The organism is Rhizobium sp. ERR 942, from assembly GCF_007828395.1.
Lineage (GTDB): Bacteria > Pseudomonadota > Alphaproteobacteria > Rhizobiales > Rhizobiaceae > Rhizobium > Rhizobium dioscoreae.
The window spans coordinates 403,374-425,824 of sequence record NZ_VIUA01000002.1 but is presented as its reverse complement, the minus strand read 5'-3'; the positions used below and the strand labels follow the sequence as shown (position 1 = coordinate 425,824).

Below are 22,451 nucleotides of genomic sequence, written 5' to 3'. Positions count from 1 at the left end.
TGCGGCGGCAGGTGAGCCTGCCGCCGGTTTCCATGAATGCTGAGGAGGAGCGCGCCCATGAGCAGCCCAAATACGAGCGCCACTGCTGCAAAAGCGGCTGTTGCACCTGCGAGCGTCAGCCGCAGGAGGATACATTTTTCGCCCTACGTAGCCCTGTTTCCGGCCTTCGCCATCGTGCTTCTGGCCTATGTCGTCACCGTCGTCTGGAACATCTGGATATCGTTCACGGACAGCAAGGTGCTGCCGGTCAACATTTTCGTCGGCACGAAGCAGTATGAGCGGTTGTTTTCGACGGCGCGCTGGCTGCTGTCGCTGCAGAACGTCGTCGTCTTCGGCATTCTCTTTATTGCCGGTTGTCTGATCCTCGGTTTTCTTCTCGCCGTCGCGCTCGATCAGAAGGTCCGTTTCGAAAATACCTTCCGAACGATCTTCCTCTATCCCTTTGCCATGTCCTTCATCGTCACCGGGCTGGTCTGGCAGTGGATCATGAATCCGACGCTCGGCCTGCAAAAGGTTGCCGACGGTGTCGGCTTCACCTGGTTCCGCTTCGACTGGATCGTCCAGAGCGATCTCGCGCTCTACGTCATCGTGCTTGCCGGTGTCTGGCAATCTTCCGGCCTCGTCATGGCGATCATGCTCGCGGGCCTGCGCGGCGTCGACCGGGAATTGTGGAAGGCGACGCGCATCGACGGCATACCGAGCTGGCGCGTTTACCTGCATATCGTCATCCCGATTCTGAGACCGACCATCATCACCGCCAGCGTTCTTCTGGCGATTGCGGTTGTGAGGGTTTACGAACTGGTTCTGGCGACGACCGGCGGTGGTCCGGGTATCGCGACCGAAGTGCCCGGGAAATTCATCATGGATTATCTCTTCGGGCGCGGCAATATCGGCCTTGCAACCGGAGCATCGACCGTGATGTTCATCACGGTGGTCATCCTGGTGACGCCCTGGCTCTATTATGAATATTTCCGTGAAAAGCCGAGGGGGAACTGATGACGACGCCATCTTCCGTCACTGGTGCCATGCAGGGTCCGACCGGCCGCAAGCCGCAGCATCTGACCCCAGGACGCATCGGCCTTTATCTCTTTCTCGTCATCGCGGCCCTGTTCTTCCTGCTGCCGCTCTATGTGATGCTTGTCACCTCGTTCAAATCCATGCCGGAGATCCGTCAGGGCAATATCTTCGCCTTTCCGCAAATGTGGACTGCGGATGCCTGGATACAGGCGTGGAGCACGGCCTGCACCGGACTGGAATGCGGCGGCATCAGCGTCGGCTTCTGGAATTCGGTGAAGATCCTGATCCCGAGCATGATTTTGTCGATCCTGATCTCGTCGCTGACCGGCTATGCGCTATCCTTCTGGCGGGTCAAAGGGGCAAACGTGCTCTTTGCCATCCTGCTGCTCGGCGCCTTCATACCGTACCAGGTGTTCATCTATCCGCTGGTTCTGATCTATCGCGACGTCGGCATCTATTCGACGCTGCCCTGCATCATCATCACCCACACGGTCTTCGGTCTGCCGGTGCTGACGCTGCTTTTCCGCAACTATTATTCGAGCCTGCCGATGGAGCTCTTCAAGGCAGCTCGCATCGACGGCGCCGGGCTGTGGCAGATATTCTTCCGGCTGATGATCCCGATGTCGATCCCGATCCTGGTGGTCGCGGCGATCCTGCAGGTGACCGGCATCTGGAACGACTTCCTCTTTGGCGTCGTCTTCGCCGGCCGGGAAAACTTCCCCATGACCGTGCAGCTCAACAACATCGTCAACTCGACCCAGGGTGAGAAGCTCTACAACGTCAACATGGCGGCGACCATCCTCACCGCCCTGGTTCCGTTGATCGTCTATTTCGGCTCGGGCCGCTGGTTCGTGCGCGGTATTACCGCCGGCGCAGTCAAGGGATAGTTCATGGCCAATGTTTCCATTCGCGAACTTGCAATCGATTTCGGCAGCGTCAGCGTCCTGAAATCGCTCAATCTTGAGATACAATCCGGCGAGTTCATCGTACTCCTCGGCCCCTCCGGCTGCGGCAAGTCGACCTTGCTCAACGCCATTGCCGGGCTGACCGATATCACGGACGGCCAGATCTGGATCGGCGACAGGAACGTCACCTGGGAGGAACCGAAGGACCGCGGCATCGGCATGGTGTTCCAGTCCTATGCGCTTTACCCGACGATGACCGTCGAAGGAAATCTCTCCTTCGGGCTGCGCATTGCCGGCATGGCGAAGGAGGAGATTGCCCAGCGTGTCGACCGCGCCGTGCAGATCCTGCAGATCGACCCCTTGCGCAAACGGCGACCGGGGGAGCTTTCCGGCGGCCAGCGCCAGCGTGTCGCCATTGGCCGTGCGCTGGTGCGTGACGTCGACGTCTTCCTGTTCGACGAGCCGCTCTCCAACCTTGACGCCAAGCTCAGAACCGAGTTGCGTGTCGAGCTGAAGCGCCTGCATAGCGGCCTCGGTTCCACCATGATCTACGTGACGCATGACCAGATCGAGGCGTTGACGCTCGCCGATCGCATCGCCGTCATGAGCGGCGGCGTCATCCAGCAATTCGCCACGCCGAAGGAGATCTATCGCCGTCCGGTCAATCGCTTCGTGGCAGGCTTCGTCGGCTCGCCATCGATGAACTTCCTGTCGGGGCAGGTGGCGAGCAATGGCGGCGTGCCGGCGTTCATGTTGCCGGATGGCCGCGCGATCGACCTCAACGGCTACGAGTTTTCCGGCACGCCGGGCGAGGGCCGCAAGGCGACGCTTGGCGTTCGGCCCGAGCAAATTCAGTTCCGGCCCGCGAGCGGGCGGGCTGCCAGCCTGCCGGCGACCTTCACCATCGTCGAGCCCATGGGCTCGGACAATCTGATCTGGGGTCAGGTCGGCAGCGAGACGCTGTCGGTGCGTATCGATGCCGATGAGGATGTCGCACTCGACACCGAGCAACCGGTTTATTTCCAGCCGGCGCTCGCGTCGCTGTTCGGGGAAGACGGGCAGCGTCTATAAGATGCGGTGCCGCGCGTTGGACGAAGCGTGCGGCACAATCTTCATGCCCTGACTTCGAAGATCATGTTGAACGGCGTTTCAGTCGCCTTGCGGAAATGCGAATAGCCCGCATCCATGGCAACCTTGCGCAGTTTCAGCTCGCCAGCCTGTGCGCCCAGACCCAGCCCGACTTCCTGCGACAGCGAGGCTGGCGTACAGATCATCGTTGAAGCCCCGTAGTAGACGCGGCCGACGGGGTTGAGATTGTCCTTCAGGCAATCATGGGCGAAGGGCTCGACGATCATCCAGGTGCCGTCATCGGCGAGGGTTTCCTTAATATGTTTGCCGGCACCGACGGGATCGCCCATGTCGTGCAGGCAATCGAACATCGCCACAAGATCGTAGTCGGCAGCCGGGAAGTCCTTGGCGGTCGCCTGTTCGAACGTGATACGGCCCGCAACGCCCGCTTCCTGCGCCGCAGCTTTCGCTCGTTCGATGGACGGGAGATGGTAGTCGAAGCCGAAGAAAGTCGAGTTCGGATAGGCTTCTGCCATCAGGATGGTCGAGGCGCCGTGGCCGCAGCCGACATCGGCGACGATCGCGCCGGCCTCGAGCTTTTCCTGCACGCCGTCGAGCGCCGGTATCCATTCCGAAACGAGATGGCTGTTGTAGCCCGTCCGGAAGAAACGTTCCGTGCCGCGAAACAGGCAGGTGCTGTGCTCATGCCAACCAAGGCCGCTGCCGGTCTTGAAGGCGTTGACGACCTTCGGCTCGTCGATCCACATGGATTGAACGACGTCGAAAGCGCCGGCGAAGAAGGCAGGGCTGTCTTCCTCCGCAAATACCATTGCCTGTTCCGGCGTCAGGTAGAAGCGCTCGGTCTTATCGTCATAACTGACATAGTCGGCGGCTGCCTGAGCTGACAGCCATTCGCGCACATAGCGTTCTTTCACACCGACGTTGTCGGCCAAATCGGCCGAAGTCCTTGGCGTTCCGTCAGCCATGGCCTTGAACAGGCCCAGATGGTCTCCGAGCGTTACCAACACACCTGAGACCGCCGCGCCGAGATCGCCGACCAAGCGCCCGACAAGGGCATCGAGTTTCTGCATATCAGGTTCGCGCATGACATCCTCCCATCAGAATTGATGCAGCGTTCCGTCACGATGTATTCGGATAGGGAAAGATACTCCCAGGCTGGAGGGCAGGCAATTACGCCATCCGGCTGAACACGCCAGGCCCTCGCCCTGAAAAGTAGCGCAACCTATTGATGTGATGTGTTATTTGGGAGGTCCAAAAGAGAGCTCACGCCTCAGCTGGCGCGCGAGAGCTCCTTTTCCAGAACCGAGAGCAGGCGCGGATCGTCGGCGGTTACGTCGGGCGCAAAGCGCGCGGCAACCTTGCCGTCGCGGCCAATCAGGAATTTCTCGAAGTTCCAGACGATGCCGCCATTGTCGCCGGTGTGCAGGCCGCGATCGGCGAGGCGGGCACGCATCGGACCGTCGCCGATCGTCTCGACGCCGGATGCGATCAGGCTGTCGTACAACGGATGACGCTCGTCGCCAGTCACGGCGACCTTGGAAAACATAGGGAACTGCACGTCGTAGGTCAGCGTGCAGAAGTCCAGAATCTCTTTGTCGGTGCCTGGCTCCTGGCCCTTGAAATCATTGGCCGGGAAGCCGGCGATCACCAGACCTTCGCCGCGCTTTTCTTCATAGAGCTTTTCCAATCCTTCGTACTGTACCGTCAGGCCGCATTTGGACGCGACATTGACGACCATGATGACCTTGCCGCGATAGTCGGCAAGCGTCGTATCGCTGCCGTCGATCCTCTTTACCGGAATATCGAGCACGCTATCGGTCATATCATTCACTCCAGATGAGACGGAAAACAGGATGCCGATATTTGCCCGGAATTCGGTGGCGTCAAGGTCAGAATGCGCCTCAGGCAGCCTCTTCCATTCGAACCAGATGGCCCTGCGAGACTTCGCGGTAGTGTCGCGCGGGTGGCTGATAGCCGACGGGGCGCACCGGGCTCTTCAATTCGTCGACGGCGAGGTTGCGCCGGATGCCGCGCCGGGATGGATCCGGTACCGGGACGGCCGCCATCAGCTTCCTCGTGTAGGGATGCTGTGGATTCTCGAAAACCGACGCGCGCGGGCCGATCTCGACGATCTCGCCGAGATACATGACGGCGACGCGGTGGCTGACGCGCTCGACCACGGCCATGTCGTGCGAGATGAAGAGATAGGAGAGATTGAGGCTCTGCTGCAGATCCATCAGCAGATTGCAAACCTGCGCCTTGATCGACACGTCGAGCGCCGAGACGCTTTCGTCCGCCACGATCACCTTCGGATCGAGGGCGAGCGCGCGTGCAATACAGATGCGCTGGCGCTGCCCGCCGGAGAATTCATGCGGATAACGGCTCATCATATCGGCCTTCAGCCCGACGCGTTCCAGAAGATCGGCAGCCTTTTCCCGGGCTTCGGAGCGCGTGCCCAAGCGATGCTCGATGAAGGGTTCGGCAACCGCAGCGCCGACCGTCATGCGTGGATTGAGGCTCGCGAACGGGTCCTGGAAGATCATCTGGATGCTACGGCGCATCCGGCGTAGATCGAGCGTATTAAGCTTCATCACGTCATAGCCGTCGAGGCGAACCTCGCCGGATTTGGGATTGATGAGGCGCATGATGGAGCGCCCCGTGGTCGACTTACCGCAGCCGGATTCGCCGACCAGCGACAGCGTTTCCCCTTGTGCAAGATCGAAGGAGACATTCTCGACCGCATGGATCGCGCCCGTCGGGCGGGCCAGCAGGCCACCGCGAAGATCGAAGCGGGTGACGAGGTTCTTCACCTCGAGCACCGGTGTCTTGCGGTGATCGACGGTATCCGCGAGCGCTTTCGGTTCGCTGCGTTCACCCGTGCTTGCGTCAACGACCGGGAAGCGCAACGGTTGCGGCTGGTCTTTCATCGAACCCAAGCGCGGCACGGCTGACAGCAGGGCTCGGGTATAAGGATGCTGGCCGCGATGGAAGATATCGTCGGTCTTGCCGGTCTCCACCGCTTCGCCGCGATACATGACGATGGTGCGGTCCGAGATTTCGGCGACGACGCCCATGTCGTGGGTGATGAAGAGGACGGACATGCCTTCCTCTTCCTGCAGCACCTTGATGAGGTCGAGGATCTGGCCCTGGATTGTCACATCGAGCGCGGTCGTCGGCTCATCGGCGATCAGGAGTTTCGGGCGACTGGCAAGCGCCATCGCGATCATCACGCGCTGGCGCATGCCGCCGGAAAACTGGTGCGGATATTCGTCGAAGCGCGAGGACGCGTTGGGGATGCGCACTTTCTCCAGGAGGCGGATCGTTTCGGCTTTTGCCTCCGCCTTGGAAATATTGCCATGGCAGGTCAGCGCCTCGGAAATCTGCCGGCCGATGGTGAAGATCGGATTGAGTGAAGTCATCGGCTCCTGGAAGATCATCGCGACGTCCTTGCCGCGCACCTTTCGCATCTCGGCCTCCGGCAATGCCAGGAGATCGCGGCCGTTGAGCTTGACTTCGCCCTCGATGCGGCTGCTGGCCCTGGCGAGCAGCCGCATGATCGAAAGCGACGTCACGCTCTTGCCGGAACCGCTTTCGCCGACGATGGCGACCGTCTCTCCCGGCATTACATCGAAGGAAATGTCCTTCACGACCTTGCGCCACTCGCCATCGACGAGAAACGACGTGGTGAGATTGGAGATGGAAAGAACAGGCTGGGTGTCTGCATTGGTCATCGGCGCTGCAACGATCGGCATGAAGTTCCCTTTTATGATTTTACCATTGGTCAGGCTTCAACTGCGTTTACTCACGATGGAGCTGCTATCGTGGCACGGGAGGCTGAAGGGCGACCTTCGGCAATCCTCTTGGCCTCAAGCGCGGCAATCTTTTCGTCGATCTCGCGGCGGTCGGTCATCCCGCTAGGGTTCTGCCGCGTCGGCATGGTTTCTGCGACATGCAAATAGCGTTCCTGCGCAACTGCGTAGAGCCGCTCGAGTTCGGTCAGCGGATCGGCGCTGTCGTCGACGCGGATGTTCAGCCAAGCGTAATCCTGGTCGCGGTGGATGACGAGTGCTGCTGATTGCTTGCCACGCTTATCCCCGCCTGCATCTTCGCCCGCCCGCATGGCTTGGAGCAGCCGCTCCGCAAGTGGTTTGCCTGCGGTTTTCTTGAAGGTCGCAAGCGTTTCCGCAATCACCTGCGGTCCAGCCAGCATGTTGCCAGCCACCGATACATTGTCGTCGACCAGATGCCCCGCCCAATCGATACACTTGGCGCCGGTAAAGGCGGCATTGTTGCCCTTGTTGTCGATCAGGTGAAACTGCCGCTGCTCGCGGCCTTCGTCGCGGGCGCTCAGCGTTTCCAGAATTTCATGGGGCGCATGACCGGATGCCAGCATCGCAAGTCCGTCGATGCCGTAAAGCGGGCTGGCAAAGGCCTGCGTCGCAACCGCGCCGATGCCGCCGCGAATATGCGGCACGATGCTGCCGACGGCAAAGAAGCGCGTGGCGACGGCGATGGCGAGATGTCCGGTTTCGGGTTCTCGGGCAACGATCGACCAGGTCATCGGCTCTATCTCCCAACGGCATAGGCTTGCATCAAACGAGGTGTTGCCGCTGCGCGCAAGAGGCCATCGGCGTCGCGCCGTGCGGCGGTCAGCCGACCCACGGTCCACTCCGGTGCGACGGTCAGCTGGTGGCCTCTCTTGCGGAGCGTATCGAGCACGTCAGCGCCGAAATTCGCCTCCGCCGTCAGGCCACCCGGTTCGCGGGTGCGCGGATAGAAGGAGCTCGGAAAATGTGTGCTGTGGAACAGCGGCTTGTCGATCGCTTCCTGCAGGTTCAGCCCATGATGGACATAGCGCAGGAAGAAGGAAAGCTGCCACTGCTCCTGCTGATCGCCGCCGGGCGTGCCGAAGGCCAGCGTTGGGCGTCCTTCATGCAGTGCCATTGTCGGGGTCAGCGTCGTACGTGGCCGCTTGCCCGGTGCCAGCGAGGAGGGCAGACCCGGCTGCAACCAGAACATCTGAGCGCGAGAATTGAGGCAGAAGCCGAGGCCAGGAATGATCGGCGAGGATTGCAGCCAGCCGCCGGATGGCGTGACCGAGACCATGTTGCCTTCGCGGTCGATGACATCGATATGCACGGTGTCACCACGTTTCTCGGTGAGATGCGACATGGTGGGCTCATAGACCGCGCCGCTCTTGGCTTCCGGTGCGTCGAGCATCGCCATAGTGAGATCGTATTGGCTTTCAAAGCCGGGCAGCTTGCCGGGGCGCAGGGCAAGCGACGCCTCTGACGAAATCAACCGGCGGCGCTCGTCGGCATAGGCGTCCAATAGCAGGGTTTCGAGCGGTACGCGCGTGAAATTGGGGTCGCCGTAATAGACCTCGCGATCGGCAAAGGCGAGTTTCATGGCCTCGGTCACGGTGTGGACGAAATCGGCTCCGGCGGGATCCATGCCGGCCAGATCGAAACCCTTGAGCAGCGACAGCGTTTGGAGGAAGACGGGGCCTTGACCCCAGGGGCCGATCTTGGCGACCGTCCAGCCATGATAATCATAGGTCAGCGGCGCCTCGACCGTCGCCTGCCAGTTGGCCATGTCGTCGGCGGTCAGCACGCCCTTGTGGTGCGTGCCGCTCGCATCCATGACCTCCGTTTTGCTGACATAGCTGTCGATCGCTTCCGCGACGAAGCCGCGGTAATAGGCATCGCGAGCGGCTTCGATCTGCGCTTCGCGATCGCTCTTGCTTTCCGCCTCGGCGACGACCCGCTTCCAGGTCTCGGCAAGAGCCGGGTTCCTGAAATTGGACCAGGGTTCGGGGGCGGCACCGCCAGGAAGCCAGGTCTCGTAGGAGGTCGGCCATTCCTTGCGGTAGAAATCGGCAAGACCTGCGATGGTGGCGGAAACGCGTGGTAGGACGGGATGGCCTTTCTCCGCATAATGGATCGCCGGTTCCAGTACGTCGCGGACGGTCAGCCTGCCGTAATCGCGTAGCATCAGCATCCAGCCATCGAAGGCACCGGGGATGACGGTGGCGAGCAGGCCATCGCCGGGGATCAGTTTCAGCCCCTCGCGCCTGTAATGCTCGATCGTCGCGCCGGCCGGTGCCGGGCCTTGGGCACAGATGACCTCGACCTTATCCTTCTTCTTGGAATAGAGGATGGCTGGCATGTCGCCGCCCGGCCCGCAGAGATGCGGCTCGACGATCTGCAGCACGAAGCCTGTCGCAACGGCCGCGTCGAAGGCGTTGCCGCCCTTTTCGAGAATGCTCATGCCGACGGCGGATGCGATCCAGTGCGTCGACGTGACGACGCCGAAGGTGCCGAGGATTTCAGGGCGGGTGGTGAATGCGGTCATTGGGGGCATCCTTTTGAGTTTATTCATGCCTCGCGCGGATCGAGCGCATCGCGCAGGCCGTCGCCGAGGAGATTGAAGCCGATCACGACGAGAAAAATGGCGGCCCCCGGCCACATGGCCATCCAGGGCGCCTGTTCGAGATAGTTCTTGGCGACATTGAGCATCGAGCCCCAGCTAGGGGCGGGCGGCTGCTGGCCGAGCCCGAGGAAGGAGAGGCTCGCCTCGGCGATGATGGCGGTCGCGATGGTGAGTGTTGCCTGCACGAGGATCGGAGCAAAGACGTTGGGCAGGATATAGCGGGAGATGATGCTGAAATGGGTGAGGCCGATCGAGCGGGCGCCCTCGACATAATCCTCCGTCTTGACCGCCAGCACCTGACCGCGCGTCAGCCTCACGAAGACCGGCGTTGCGGACAATCCGATTGCGATCATCGCATTGGTGAGGCTCGGGCCAAGGAAGGCGGCAAGCGCAATGGCGGTAATCAGGAACGGCATTGCCAGGAAGGCCTCGGTGATGCGCGAGATGATCTGGTCGATCCAGCCGCTATAGTAGCCCGAGATGAGACCGAAGGGCACGCCGATCGCGACCGCGATGGCAACCGAGAAGACGCCGGCCATCAGCGATGCCCGCGCCCCCCAAATCATGCGGGAGAGAATGTCGCGGCCGAGATCGTCGCTGCCGAGCCAGTGTGCGGACGATGGCGCCTTGCGGATTGCCGACCAGCTGGTTGCGACTGGATCAGGGATCGGCAGGAGCGGTGCGAGCGCGGCGAGCACGGTAAAGAAAAGGATGATGGCGAGCCCGACCAGAGCCCCCTTGTTGGCCCTCAGCTTCCGCCAGGCTCGATTGGGAGCGCGTTTGGCGGAGGAGGCTGCCGCGGCCGTCTGAACGATCGTGCTCATATGGCTGCCCTTATGCGCGGATTGAGGACGACATAGAGAATGTCGGCAATAAGGTTCATGGCGATGAAGCCGACCGCGGTGCAGAGCACCACCCCCTGGACGACGGCGTAATCCCGGTTAAAGACGGCGTCGACGATGAGCTTGCCGAAGCCGGGGATGGTGAAGATTTGCTCGGTCAGAACGGCACCGGCCAGGAGCTCCCCGAACAGCAGAGCGCTGACGGTGACGACTGGCAGGATGGCGTTGCGGAAGCTGTGCCGCAGCACCACGGCCGTCTCCGGCAGGCCCTTGGCGCGAGCAGTGCGGATATAGTCGGCGCTGAGCACGCTCAGCATCGACGAGCGCGTGTGGCGCATCAAGGTGGCAGCAAGCGCATTGCCGAGCACGAAGGATGGCATCAGCATCGTCTGGATCGAGCGCCATGGATCTTCGAAGAACGGCTGATATCCCGAGGCCGGCAGCCAATGCAGCTTCACCGAAATCAGCAGGATCAGCATGATGCCGAGCCAGAAATTCGGCACGGACAGACCGCACAGGGCGACGATATTGGCGAGAAAATCGACGAAGCTATTCTTCTTCACCGCCGCCAATATGCCCATGGGAATGCCGATGGCGAAGGCGAAGATCATCGACATGACGGCGAGCTGAATGGTGACCGGCAGCTTTTCGGCAACGAGCGTCAGCACTGGTTGGTTGGTGCGCAGTGAAACGCCGAGATCGCCCTTGGCGACGCCCTGCAGCCAGTAGCCATATTGGTAGATCACAGGGTCGTTCAGGCGATATTTCTCGCGCAACAGCTCCAGCACCTGGGGATCGCGCTCCTCGCCTGCCATGGCTAGCACCGGATCGCCGGGCAGAAGCTTCTGCAGCGAGAAGACGAAGATCGAAATGATCAGCAGCGTCGGTATCGCGACGAGCAGCCTCTTTCCGATATAGCTATACATGGGCAGATCCTTGCCGCGATCTCGAATGTGAAAGCGCCATCCGGAAAGAAGCCCGCATGGCGCTCATAGCTCAGCCGCTTTTCTTCACGCCTACGAGGCGGATCATACCGTCCGGGGAGGGCACGAAGCCGGACACCTTCTTATTGTAGGCCCAGATCCAGGCCTGATGCCCGAGAAAGATGATCGGCAGGTCCTGGCTGAGGATCGCGTCGGCCGCATCGTATTTCTGCTTGCGTACGGCGTTGTCCTGCGACTGGCGCGCCTCAAGCAGCAGCTTGTCGACCTCCGGATTGCTGTATTTGGAATCGTTGAGGCCGGCGCCTGTCGTCACAAACTGCTGGATATTGCCGTCCGGATCGGAGCGACCGGACCAGTCGGATCGGCTGAGCTGGTAGTTGCCGCTCGACTGCGCGTCGAGCAGGGTCGCGAATTCCGTCGTCTTCAGTGTCACGTCGAAGCCGGCTTCAGCAACCATCGACTGGATGATCTGCATCATCTGCATCGATACGGGATTGTTGGCGACGGCGAGCTCGACCGGGATGCGGTCGAAACCGGCTTCCTTGACCAGAGCCTTAGCCTTGTCGACATCGCGAGCGGGCACCGGAATATCCTTGTCGAACCAGGGGCTGTTCGGTGCAAAAGGCTGATTGCCGGCAAGCCCGGTGCCATCGAAGACGATCTGCATGGCGGCTTCGCGGTCGATTGCCAGCGAGAAGGCCTGGCGCAGGCGCTTGTCCTTGCCCATTGGATTGTCGGCGCGAGCGCCATTGCCGACATTGGCGTAGACGCCGAGCCAGCCGGTGCCGACAGCATCGGCATAGACGAGATTGGGATCGCTCTTGACCGTGCCGGCATCGGAGGCGGCCACGCGCTCGATCATGTCGAGGTCGCCGGAGCGCAGGTTTGCAAGGCGCACCGTTGTGTCGGGGATCGGCAGATAGGTGACCTTATCGATGAAGATCTTGTCCTTGTTCCAGTAATCCTGGAATTTTTCGAGCACGATGCGGTCCTGCTGCACGCGCTCGACGAATTTGAAGGGGCCGGAGCAGACGGGATGATCGCCGAATTTGGCACCGGCCGCCTTTGCTGCTGTCGGCGAGACCATCATGCCGGAGCGATCGGAAAGCTGGGCAAGTAGCGTGACATCGGGCGCCTTCAGGGTGAAGGTAGCTTCGTATTCACCGGATGCTTCGACCTTGGCGACAGAGGAAAGCTCGCTCTTGCGGCGTGACTCCGGCATGGTCTGGTAGCGCTGGATGTTGTCGACAACAGCTTGCGCATTGAACGGCGTGCCGTCCTGGAATTTCACGCCCTGGCGCAGCTCCATGACGAGCTGCTTGCCATCGGCGGACCATTTCCAGGATGTGGCGAGCTGCGGCACGAACTTCAGGTCCGGTGTTACGTCGACGAGCTTGTCGCAGAGCGCGGTATAGACGATGCGGCCGACGAAGGTGCGGGATTGAGCTGGGTCCAGCGCATCGGCATCGTCCTGCAGGCCGATCTTGAGTTCGACGGCGAAAGATGGCAGCGCGATCAGGGCGCCGGCGGCAAGCGATGCCATGAATTTGGCGATCTTCATTTCGTTCTCCTGTTTATCGTTTTCGTTCTTTGCAGTTTCGACCGGTTTCCTCTCCGGTCGTGGTGGGCAGGCCGGCTTTGGGGTCAGCCCACCTCCTCGGTCAGTGGCTCCTCAGCTTGCTGCGCATCCAGCGACGTGATGCGGATCAGGCTTTCCTGCAGCATCAGCAAATGTTCGCGCATGGCCTCGGCCGCCTTCATCGGATTGCGCGCGGCAATCGCGTCGATGATCGTCCTATGCTGGGCGTAGGAGACCGGGCGGGTCTTGTTGATGCTGCGGGCCAATTCGCGAATGGTTTGCCAGGCTTCGTCCTGGCGGACATGGTTGATGACGTCGAAGATGGTCAAAAAGAACTGGTTGCCGGCGCTTTGCGCGATCAGCCGATGCAACGCGCCATCCCAGAGTTCGCGGCTGTCGGCGTCGTCGCTGGCGGTGATCTTCTTTGCCAGTTCGTACATGCGGTCGATGTCGTCGGGCTTGGCGCGCATAGCGGCGAGCTGGGCGAGTTGCGGCTCCATACGCAGGCGAACTTCCATGACTTCCATGAGATCCGTGCCCGCCACAAGCGTGCTGACATGCTGGCTCCAATCGTTCGGTCGCTGCCCGACATAGGTTCCCGAGCCTTGGCGCCGCCAGACTCGGCCTTCCGCTTCCAGCACTTCTAGCGCCCGCCGGATCGCGCGCCGGCTGACACCCAGTGTCTCCGATAGAGCCCGCTCGGTCGGCAGCTTTCCATCAGCCGGGAGATCGGCCGAATTCAACAGCCCACGGAGTCTTTCCAGGGCGTGAACCGAATTCTCCGGAAGGCTGCTGATTGCCATATTGAAAGGTGAACCAATTTGGAATTGGTTCAATAGAAGTTGAACTCGATCGTCTCGTCAAGCGCTTTTTTGTGCAATTTCGGCAATGCACAATGTTTGTGCGCAATGCAGAAAGGCGACGCGCAAAACGAGTCGCCTTCTTGAGATGACGGATCAACGATGTCCGCCCTCGCGGTTCTGGGACTTGAGCTTCAGCGACCGACGGCGCGTGCCGAAATGGCTATCTCAGGCGTGAAGTCGAAATTCTTGTCGAAGGGATAGGTCGGCTTGGCCTTGCGCAGGCGCGGCAGGCGTTCGACGAACTGGTCGACGACACCGGGGGAGAGAGCCATCAGGTTCGGATTGGCGATCGGCGCCAGTTCCGGCGAGAGGTAGCCGGATTTGACGACGATGATCTTCGCTTTGTGCGGATCAAGGCCGAGGCGGGTGAAATCGGCGATATTATGGTAGGGGCGGCGCTTGGCCGACAGGACGAGATCGATGCCGCCGATGGAGACGACGGCCTGTCTGTCGCTGGCTTCCATAGTGTCCAGCAGATACTTGATCGTAAAGTTACCCTTGACCGGCTTGCTGCCTTTAGTGTCGAGCGATGCGCCTACGGAGAGATCGAGGGTGGCGCCGATGCCAGCGGCATAGCATGCTTCCGTGGCAACCTTGTCGGCGATGCCGGCGAAGATGACGCCTTCTGCACCGTTGGCAATCAGTTCCGCCAGCACATCGGCGCGGTCGCCGACACCGCCGCCCGTCGGGTTATCGCCGGATTCCGCCAGAACCACGGGCGCGGTCGTGCTGGCGATTGCCTTCGCGACGCATTCCTCGATCGAGCCGGTCTCCGAGCCGAAAACGAAATCCTTGCGAACGTCCCAATAGGCCTGCGCCAGTCGTTTCGCCTCGCGTTCGAGTACGCTGCGATCCGTGCCGGTCATGATGGCGGCGGCCGTTGCGCGCGGCTCGTCTGCCCAGACATAACCGACCATGAGCGATGTATCCCAGACACCTTCGATGGCATCGATGCCAGGCAGCATGTCGTAGAGGCTCTTGGCCGGTTCATCGACGGTACTGGTGCGTTCGCCCGGCAGCACCACGGGGATCGGCGCCCAAAGCAGGATCGGCTTCACGCCGGTCTTCAGGCTCTCCGTCAGCATCTTGACGGCACGGCGCATGGTTTCCTCGACATCGATATGCGGCGCGGTGCGATAGGTGGAGTACATGTCGAGCGCATCGATGATGCGCTGGGTGACATTGCCGTGCAGGTCGTAGCTTGCCGAGACCATGCAATCCTCACCGACGACGGCGCGAGCCGCACTGATCCAGTCACCCTCGGCGTCTTCCATACCTTCGACATACATGGCGCCGTGCATGGCGAGATAGAGTCCATCCAGCGGCAGCAGGGCCTTCAGCCCTTCCAGAAACTCCGCCTTGAAGGCTTCGTATGTATGACGGGCGACCGGGCCGCCGGCGATCGCTCTGGCATGGATGGTTGGCAGGAATTCGCCGTCATAATCCCTAAGGAAGGCGAAGTAGGGCGAGGCAGTCAGCTCCGCGCCGCGCAGAACGCGAAAATCCTTCTCTTCGTTCAGGACGGGATTGTAGGTGCTGCATTCGATGTGAATGCCTCCAACGGCAATGCGCATGGGAACCTCAATAGGGGTTGGGACCAATCAGGAAATTATGGGCGGCAATGCTGGCAGCGCCCCGCGCCCAGACATCGCCATCGACACGTTGCGTGCGGATCGGCGTCTGGCCGGCATAGCGCGGCAATACGTTCGCCTCGACCGCCTGCCGCATGACGGTGCCGAAGAGGCGATCAAACCGGCCTTCGACATGGGTGATGAGGATCAGGCCGGGATCGTTGAACTGGATGAGATGCGCAATCGCAAGCCCAAGTGCGCTGCCGGCGCGGTGCAGGATGCGGATTGCGGTGGCGTTGCCGAGTGATGCCTCCGTCTCCAAGTCGTCGAGGGATTGACAGGCGAGACCTTCCGCCTTTGCCATTTCCTTGATCGCCTTCAGCGAGGCCACGGTATCGAGGCAGCCGCGCTTGCCGCAGCGGCAGGGCGAACCATTGAGCTCGATCGTGCAATGAGCGATTTCGCCGGCGCCGCCATGATTGCCGCGGTAGAGCTTGCCGCCGACGAAATGGGCGCACCCGATGCCGTCATCGAAGGAAACGACGCTGAAATTCTGCACGTCACGGGCGCCGCCGAACAGCTTTTCGCTGACGGCGACCGCCTTGGCGTCGTTTTCGATAAAGGTGGCGATATTGGTCTTCTGCCTAACGATACCCGCAAGCGGTATATCCTGCCAGCCGAGTAACGTGGATTTGACGCAGCTCGCCTGCTTTTCATCGACGAAACCGGAGAGCGCAACACCAAGGCCTGAAAGCTTTCGTCCGGCATCTTTACATTCGGAAAGCAATTTCGGCAGCGTGTCGGCGATCATCGCGGCGATGACATCAGGATCGCGCGACAGTGGCATCGTCTGACGCGCGACGATATTGCCGTTGAAATCGCAGAGAACCAGCGGCGCCGGGTCTTCGAGAAGCGAGATGCCGCCGAAGAAGGCGCCTTCCGGATGCAGGTCCAGCAGGATCGAGGGGCGGCCCTGTCCGTAGATCGTTTCCGTTTCCCGCAAGACGCCGAGGGAAATCAGATCGCGCGCAATCCCGCTCATCGCAGCCTTGCTCAGCCCCATGGCGGCTGCCAGAACTGTGCGGCTGGAAGGGCCTGATTGGCTGATGACCCTTAAAAGCTGCTGCTGGGAGGACGTTAGCAATTCGATGTTCCGCCTGGATTTTTGCTTGTTTTGCCGAGAATAAGTTCAGAAAATAAACAAAGCAACCATATTTGGTTTCCGTGCAGACCTAATCATGCCGCGGCGCAATGGATCGGAAGAACGTACCGATTGCTCGACCTGCTTTGTGAAAGGCGGCAGTCCAGGCGCCGTCTTGGGGCGATTTCGCAAAACATGTTCGCGTTTAAATGGTTGACATCGACCCGTATCAATATGCAAAGCTTATTATAACGATTCAGCCGGCGCTCGCCCGCAATCGTCTCGTCCCTAGACTTTGATCCCACAAGCTTCGCGCTCGATCATGGCCGTTATGGCGGCATGTGCATGTTTCGATCCCGGGTGCAGCAGTCAGAAAGGAATGCCATGTCCAGCACGGTCGATCGTTCGAGACGCCCGTTGGTCATCGTCTCGATCATGCTTGCGACCTTCATGGTCGCCATCGAAGCGACCATCGTTGCGACCGCCATGCCGCGCATCGTTGGCCAGCTCGGCGGCTTCACCTATTATAGCTGGGTCTTTTCCGCCTTTTTGCTGGCGCAATCCACCACCACCGTCATCTATGGCAAGCTTTCCGATATTTTCGGCCGCAAGCCGATGCTGATCGGTGGCATCATCATCTTTCTCATAGGCTCAACGCTCGCCGGTTTCGCCTGGTCGATGGCGTCCCTTATCGTCTTCAGGCTGCTGCAGGGCCTCGGCGCGGGTGCCATTCAGCCTGTGACCATGACCGTCGTCGGCGATCTCTATAAGCTGGAGGAGCGCGCCAAGGTGCAGGGCGCGCTCGCCAGCGTCTGGGCGATCTCCGCCGTCATCGGCCCGCTTGCCGGCGGCATCATCGTCGACAATCTCTCCTGGGCCTGGATTTTCTGGATCAACCTGCCGCTTGGCGTGCTCGCCATCGTCGGGTTCATCCTCTTCCTGCACGAGTCGGTTACGCCGCGCGAGGCGAAGATCGATTATCTCGGCACGATCCTGTTTTCGATATCGATCGTGTCGCTTCTCGTCATCCTGACCGAAACCGATGCGGGCTTCGCCGTTCTCTGTCCCCTGGCGATCGTTTTTATCGTTACCGGCATCCTGTTCCTGTGGCAGGAGCGGCGAGCGCCGGAGCCGATCATTTCGATCGCTCTCTGGAGCCAGCGGCTGATTGCCACCAGCAATGCCGCGACGCTGCTTGCCGGCATGGCGCTGATCGGCCTGACGACTGTTCTGCCGATCTATGTTCAGGGTGTCCTTGGTCGTTCGCCGCTAGAGGCAGGCTTTACGCTGACGATGCTGATTGTCGGCTGGCCGCTGGCCGTGATGCTGGCGAGCCGGTTCTTCCGCACCTTCGGCATCCGCAACACCTTGCGCGCCGGCAGTCTCATGTTTCCCTTCGGCTCGCTTTTCCTGCTGTTCCTAACGCCGGAGAGCAGCCCGGTGATCGCCGGCATCGGCTCGTTCCTGATGGGCTTCGGCATGGGTCTCATCAGCCTGACGAGCGTCGTGCTGGTGCAGGAAAGCGTGGAGTGGTCGATGCGCGGCAGCGCCACTGCCTCGATCATCTTCTCGCGCAGCCTCGGCAACACGCTTGGCGCAACCGCGCTCGGCGCGATCATGAATGTCGGCATCGCTCATTATGGCAGCGGCGAGCTCGCAACCAGGCTGCACGATATCCTCAATCAGCCCAGCGGCCTTTCCGATCTTGTCACCGATTCCGCGATCAGAAGTGTTTTCGATGCGGCCCTGCACTGGAGCTTCTGGGGTGTCGTCATCGTCGCTTTGACGACCTGCGTGACCATCTGGCTGATCCCGGTCACCCGAGACGCCGGCCGTGGGTCGTCGGCACCCAAGGCGGATGCACAGGAAGCCATGACTCATTAGCGCAAGGCCCGGCCGGTCGGGCAGGGCTTGATCTGTCAGAAGCCGTAGTCGCGCGCGAGCCAGGCTTCCAGCAGGTTTCGTGATGCTTTGATTGCGGCGTCCGTATCCTGTGCGACGATGGCGTCGAGGATCGCCTTGTGGAGGGGCAGGGCGCGCTTTTGCCCTTCGGCGATGTCCTCATGGCCGGAAAGCGTGCGATTGGCATAAATCCCGACGGCGATCAGATCGATCAGCTGCGAATAGATCATGTTGTGTGTGGCGGCGAAGATCGCCGTATGAAAGCGCAGATCGGCATCGGCATTGCTGTTGACGTCGCCAATGGTGGACGCCATCTCCTCGTAGGCGGAGCTGATCGCGGCAATATCGCTCTCGGTGCGGCGCAGTGCTGCGCGCGCCGTCGCCTCCGGCTCGAGTGCCAATCGCAGGTCCTTGATCGATCGCATGATTTCGACTGAGGGGCCGGTCTCATAGTACCAGACCATGACATCCGTATCGAGATGATGCCAGTTGGAGCGTTCCTTGACGCGCGTGCCGACGCGGGTCTTGATCTCGACCAGTCCCTTGCCGGCCAGGCACTTCATCGCTTCGCGGATGACCGTGCGGCTGATGCCAAATTGTTCGACCAGATCAGGTTCGTTTGGCAGTGTTGCGCCGACTGGATAGTCTCCGCCGACGATACGGCGGCCGAGCTCGTGGACGAAATAGCCGAAGACGCCACGCCGGGGGATCGTGCCGTATTTTCGCACAAAGGCATCGAAGGGCGACTGTGTTACGATCAGTTTCGACTCCGGGGTAGCCCTGGAGGTTATTGCGTCCTGGCCATGTTTCATTATGCGGGACTCTCGTTCCTTATTGATGCGCCGTTCGCGAGAACAATCATCAGCCTACGTCGATTTGCGAGGCTTCTTGCTGGTATCTCGGCCAGTTTGGGGCTGTTCCATGTTGATGTTGTATCGATCCCATTGTTCTTCCCGCGGCATTTTCCAGTGAAAACCCTAGCATGTCTTGCGTATGCATGCCTACTGGCACCGAGTTGATCGATCTGTTCACCAATTTGAACATGCTGATGCGTTTCGCCCCGGGCCTCTATCGGGATCGGCAGCGGTGATCAAATTGCGCACCATCCGCTAAGCGAAACGTGATCGCTTAATCGATTGATGGGACGATTTCGACTATCGTAAACGTTACCGAACCGGTTAAATGCAGGCGGGATGCGAGGCGGATTCGGAGTTGCTGATCCATGAACGACATGTCCACGCCTGGGCAAAGGGAGGATGCGCAGGAAGCGGGCTCGCGCTCGCTGTTGATTGCATTGCTCGTGGCCGGTGCCTTCTTCATGGAAAATCTCGACGGTACGGTCATCGCGACCGCATTGCCGCAGATGGCCGTTTCCTTCGGTGCTCGCCCGGTCGACCTCAATATCGGTATGAGTGCCTATCTTCTGACCCTCGGCGTCTTTATTCCGATCAGCGGCTGGATCAGCGATCGCTTCGGTGCACGTCTGGTCTTCACAACCGCCGTCGTCATTTTCACGCTCGCCTCCGTTCTCTGCGGCTTTGCCAATGGGGTCGGCTCCTTCGTTGCCATGCGCATTCTGCAAGGCATCGGCGGGGCGATGATGGTGCCGGTGGGCCGGCTTGTCGTCTTGAACAATACGCCGAAGGACAAGCTGATCTCGGCCATTGCGACGATCACCTGGCCGGCGCTGGTGGCGCCGATCCTCGGGCCGCCGCTCGGCGGTTTCATCACCGACCATGTCAGCTGGCGCTGGATCTTCTTCCTTAACCTGCCGCTCGGCATTCTGGCCTTCATCTTCGCGCTCATGCTCATTCCGGAGACGAAAAGCACGGCGCGCCCGCCTTTCGACTGGATCGGCTTCGTCGTCAGCGGCATCGGACTTGCCGGCCTCATGTATGGGCTGGAATTGATCGGGCGCCCCGATCCTGTCTGGCTGGAAGCCTGGACCTATGTGATCGTCGGCTTTGTCCTGCTGGCCATCGCCGTTTTTCATTTTCTGCGCACGGAGCATCCGCTCATCGATCTCTCGGGGCTGAAGCTGCCGACGTTCGCCATCACTATCTCAGGCGGATCGCTATTCCGCACCGCTATCGGCGCGGTGCCCTTCCTGCTGCCGCTGATGTTCCAGGTCGGCTTCGGGCTCAGCGCCTTTCACGCCGGTATGCTGACGCTCGCCGTCTTTGCCGGCAATCTGGCGATGAAACCGGCAACGACGCCCATTCTGCGCCGCTTCGGCTTCAAGCCGGTGCTGATCGTCAATGGTCTTCTGAATGCCGTCTTCATCGCTGCCTGTGCGCTGTTTTCGCCCGATACGCCACTCTGGTTCATCGTGCCGGTACTGTTCATTGGCGGCATGTGCCGGTCGATGCATTTTACCGCACTCAACACGATCGCTTTTGCCGATATCCCACCGGGGCAGATGACGGGTGCCAACACGCTGTTCAGCACCGTCTTTCAGCTGACGATGGGCATGGGCATCGCCGTTGGCGCAATCGGCATTCGCATCGGTCAGGCGATCAGCGCACCGCTCGGAATGGAGAGCATCGTCGCCATCGAGTTCCGCCTCGCCTTCGTGCTGCTCGGCATCATCGCGCTTCTGGCCGTGCTGGATTGTTTGCCGCTTGACCGCAAGGCAGGCGAAAACGTCTCGCGCAAGCCAAGGAAGGGCGTGTCGAAAGCGGCGTAGTGATGTCTTTTTCCGAAGCGGTTAGTACGAGAGTTGGATGAGATTATAATGCAGCAATATCGCTGGAATCGCCATCAGGATGATCAGAACTATTGCGACGCTTGCCGCGCGCATCATCCTCCTCCGGCGGGCGCGCTGACCGGTCCAATCATATACTGTCATAATGAGCCCCTCCTTCTCATTAGTGATTAGAAAGACAAGAAATGGAACGCCAGTCAATATCGGCAATAGCGAGCTAAATAATAAGCCTTATCTAATATTTGGAGGGCGAAGCATACTTCGATGGCTGAAGAGAGCCGTCGAACTTCATCTGCAAGAGCCTAAAGTTCGTTTTATGATGCCGGCTCACACGATATAACGGAAAAGGATTTCGTCCCTGTGTCAGCGGGACGCCGGCTGCTTTGGAAAAGAGGAAAAGGCAATGAGCAAGATGCGTGCCCTGGTTTTGGAGCGTCAGCATGAACTGGCGATCCGCGATATCGATCTGCCGCAGGAGGTCGGGCCGGGCCAGGTGAAGATCAAGATCCATACGGTCGGTGTCTGCGGGTCGGATGTGCACTACTACACGCACGGCAAGATCGGCCCCTTTATCGTCAACGAACCGATGGTGCTCGGGCACGAAGCGGCGGGAACGGTAGTGGAAGTCGGCGCAGGTGTGACGCATCTGAAGGTCGGTGACCGGGTCTGCATGGAGCCCGGCATTCCCGATGCCAATTCCAAAGCGAGCCGTCTCGGCATGTACAATATCGATCCTGCGGTCACCTTCTGGGCGACGCCCCCGATCCATGGCGTGCTGACGCCTTTCGTTGTGCATCCGGCCAACTACACCTTCAAGCTGCCTGATAATGTCAGCTTTGCGGAAGGGGCGATGGTCGAGCCCTTCGCCGTCGGTATGCAGGCAGCCACCAAGGCGCGCATCACGCCCGGTGACACCGCTGTCGTGCTTGGTGCCGGCCCGATCGGCATCATGGTTGCGGTTGCAGCGCTTGCCGGTGGCTGCGCCCGGGCGATCGTTGCCGATCTCGCCCAGCCGAAACTCGATATCGCCGCGCAGTATCAAGGCGTCATTCCGGTCAATATCCGCGAGAAGAACCTTGTCGAGGAAGTCGATCGCCTGACCGATGGCTGGGGTGCGGATGTCGTCTTCGAATGCTCGGGCTCGCCGAAGGCCTGGGAAACGGTCATGGCGCTGCCGCGTCCCGGCGGCGTCATCGTGGCCGTCGGCCTGCCGGTCAATCCGGTCGGCTTCGATGTTTCCACGGCGTCGACCAAGGAGATCCGCATCGAAACGGTCTTCCGCTATGCGCATCAGTATGAGCGTTCGATCGCGCTGATCGCGTCCGGCCGCGTCGATCTCAAGCCCTTGATCTCCGAGACATTCGACTTCGAGGACTCGATCAAGGCTTTCGATCGCGCCGTCGAAGCCCGTCCGACCGACGTCAAATTGCAGATCGTCCTCGACCAATAGTCGCTCGCTGTC

18 protein-coding genes are annotated in these 22,451 nt (G+C 60.6%); 6 read left to right on the top strand and 12 right to left on the bottom strand.

What is annotated here, in order from left to right; all coding sequences use genetic code 11:
* The first annotated feature begins 57 nt into the window (after positions 1-57).
* Genes FBZ97_RS08860 through FBZ97_RS08850 form a run of 3 tightly spaced genes read left to right on the top strand, consistent with a single transcriptional unit; the run spans position 58 to position 2,993 of the window.
* On the top strand, positions 58-996 hold the full coding sequence (locus FBZ97_RS08860; RefSeq protein ID WP_145318483.1) for a sugar ABC transporter permease: 939 nt from the start codon (positions 58-60) through the stop codon (positions 994-996).
* Positions 996-1,904 carry a carbohydrate ABC transporter permease gene (locus FBZ97_RS08855; protein ID WP_069614645.1) on the top strand — a complete coding sequence of 303 codons (909 nt, stop codon included), beginning with the start codon at positions 996-998 and terminating at the stop codon, positions 1,902-1,904. Before FBZ97_RS08860 ends, FBZ97_RS08855 begins: the two co-directional genes overlap by 1 nt.
* Positions 1,905-1,907: 3 nt before the next feature.
* Positions 1,908-2,993: an ATP-binding cassette domain-containing protein gene (locus FBZ97_RS08850; protein WP_145318480.1), complete on the top strand. Its 1,086-nt coding sequence runs from the start codon at positions 1,908-1,910 to the stop codon at positions 2,991-2,993.
* A gap of 41 nt (positions 2,994-3,034) precedes the next feature.
* On the opposite strand, the gene FBZ97_RS08845 is transcribed toward FBZ97_RS08850, so the two are convergent.
* From FBZ97_RS08845 to FBZ97_RS08795, 11 genes are all read right to left on the bottom strand, one after another.
* On the bottom strand, positions 3,035-4,096 hold the full coding sequence (locus FBZ97_RS08845) for a class I SAM-dependent methyltransferase (protein ID WP_145318477.1): 1,062 nt from the start codon (positions 4,094-4,096) through the stop codon (positions 3,035-3,037).
* Between the two features lie 185 nt (positions 4,097-4,281).
* On the bottom strand, positions 4,282-4,833 hold the full coding sequence (locus tag FBZ97_RS08840; protein WP_145318475.1) for a glutathione peroxidase: 552 nt from the start codon (positions 4,831-4,833) through the stop codon (positions 4,282-4,284).
* A gap of 79 nt (positions 4,834-4,912) precedes the next feature.
* Positions 4,913-6,763 carry an ABC transporter ATP-binding protein gene (locus FBZ97_RS08835; RefSeq protein ID WP_145318472.1) on the bottom strand — a complete coding sequence of 617 codons (1,851 nt, stop codon included), beginning with the start codon at positions 6,761-6,763 and terminating at the stop codon, positions 4,913-4,915.
* Positions 6,764-6,813: 50 nt separating this feature from the next.
* The gene (locus FBZ97_RS08830) at positions 6,814-7,572 is read right to left on the bottom strand and encodes a DUF1028 domain-containing protein (RefSeq protein ID WP_145318467.1); all 759 of its coding nucleotides are present in this window, start codon (positions 7,570-7,572) and stop codon (positions 6,814-6,816) included.
* Positions 7,573-7,577: 5 nt separating this feature from the next.
* Positions 7,578-9,365 (bottom strand): gamma-glutamyltransferase family protein, encoded by a 1,788-nt coding sequence (locus tag FBZ97_RS08825; RefSeq protein ID WP_145318465.1) that lies wholly within the window; start codon positions 9,363-9,365, stop codon positions 7,578-7,580.
* Positions 9,366-9,388: 23 nt separating this feature from the next.
* Positions 9,389-10,267: an ABC transporter permease gene (locus tag FBZ97_RS08820; protein WP_145318462.1), complete on the bottom strand. Its 879-nt coding sequence runs from the start codon at positions 10,265-10,267 to the stop codon at positions 9,389-9,391.
* Positions 10,264-11,211: an ABC transporter permease gene (locus FBZ97_RS08815; protein WP_145318459.1), complete on the bottom strand. Its 948-nt coding sequence runs from the start codon at positions 11,209-11,211 to the stop codon at positions 10,264-10,266. Before FBZ97_RS08815 ends, FBZ97_RS08820 begins: the two co-directional genes overlap by 4 nt.
* A 70-nt stretch (positions 11,212-11,281) precedes the next feature.
* On the bottom strand, positions 11,282-12,790 hold the full coding sequence (locus FBZ97_RS08810; RefSeq protein ID WP_145318456.1) for an ABC transporter substrate-binding protein: 1,509 nt from the start codon (positions 12,788-12,790) through the stop codon (positions 11,282-11,284).
* 83 nt (positions 12,791-12,873) lie between these two features.
* Positions 12,874-13,611 carry a FadR/GntR family transcriptional regulator gene (locus FBZ97_RS08805; protein WP_145318453.1) on the bottom strand — a complete coding sequence of 246 codons (738 nt, stop codon included), beginning with the start codon at positions 13,609-13,611 and terminating at the stop codon, positions 12,874-12,876.
* 191 nt (positions 13,612-13,802) lie between these two features.
* Complete coding sequence (locus FBZ97_RS08800) at positions 13,803-15,245, bottom strand: M81 family metallopeptidase (protein WP_145318450.1); 1,443 nt, start codon at positions 15,243-15,245, stop codon at positions 13,803-13,805.
* A 7-nt stretch (positions 15,246-15,252) separates the two neighbouring features.
* Positions 15,253-16,386, bottom strand: a complete 1,134-nt coding sequence (locus FBZ97_RS08795) for an ROK family protein (RefSeq protein ID WP_145318447.1) — start codon at positions 16,384-16,386, stop codon at positions 15,253-15,255.
* A 381-nt stretch (positions 16,387-16,767) separates the two neighbouring features.
* On the opposite strand from FBZ97_RS08795, the gene FBZ97_RS08790 reads away from it, so the two are divergent.
* Positions 16,768-18,267: an MDR family MFS transporter gene (locus FBZ97_RS08790; RefSeq protein WP_145318442.1), complete on the top strand. Its 1,500-nt coding sequence runs from the start codon at positions 16,768-16,770 to the stop codon at positions 18,265-18,267.
* Positions 18,268-18,302: 35 nt separating this feature from the next.
* On the opposite strand, the gene FBZ97_RS08785 is transcribed toward FBZ97_RS08790, so the two are convergent.
* On the bottom strand, positions 18,303-19,097 hold the full coding sequence (locus FBZ97_RS08785; RefSeq protein WP_113333149.1) for a FadR/GntR family transcriptional regulator: 795 nt from the start codon (positions 19,095-19,097) through the stop codon (positions 18,303-18,305).
* 410 nt (positions 19,098-19,507) lie between these two features.
* Between FBZ97_RS08785 and FBZ97_RS08780 the strand changes: the two genes are divergently transcribed.
* Positions 19,508-20,971, top strand: coding sequence for a DHA2 family efflux MFS transporter permease subunit (locus FBZ97_RS08780; protein WP_197044202.1), 1,464 nt, complete (start codon positions 19,508-19,510; stop codon positions 20,969-20,971).
* Between the two features lie 421 nt (positions 20,972-21,392).
* Positions 21,393-22,439, top strand: a complete 1,047-nt coding sequence (locus FBZ97_RS08775; protein ID WP_145318439.1) for an NAD(P)-dependent alcohol dehydrogenase — start codon at positions 21,393-21,395, stop codon at positions 22,437-22,439.
* Positions 22,440-22,451: the final 12 nt, after the last annotated feature.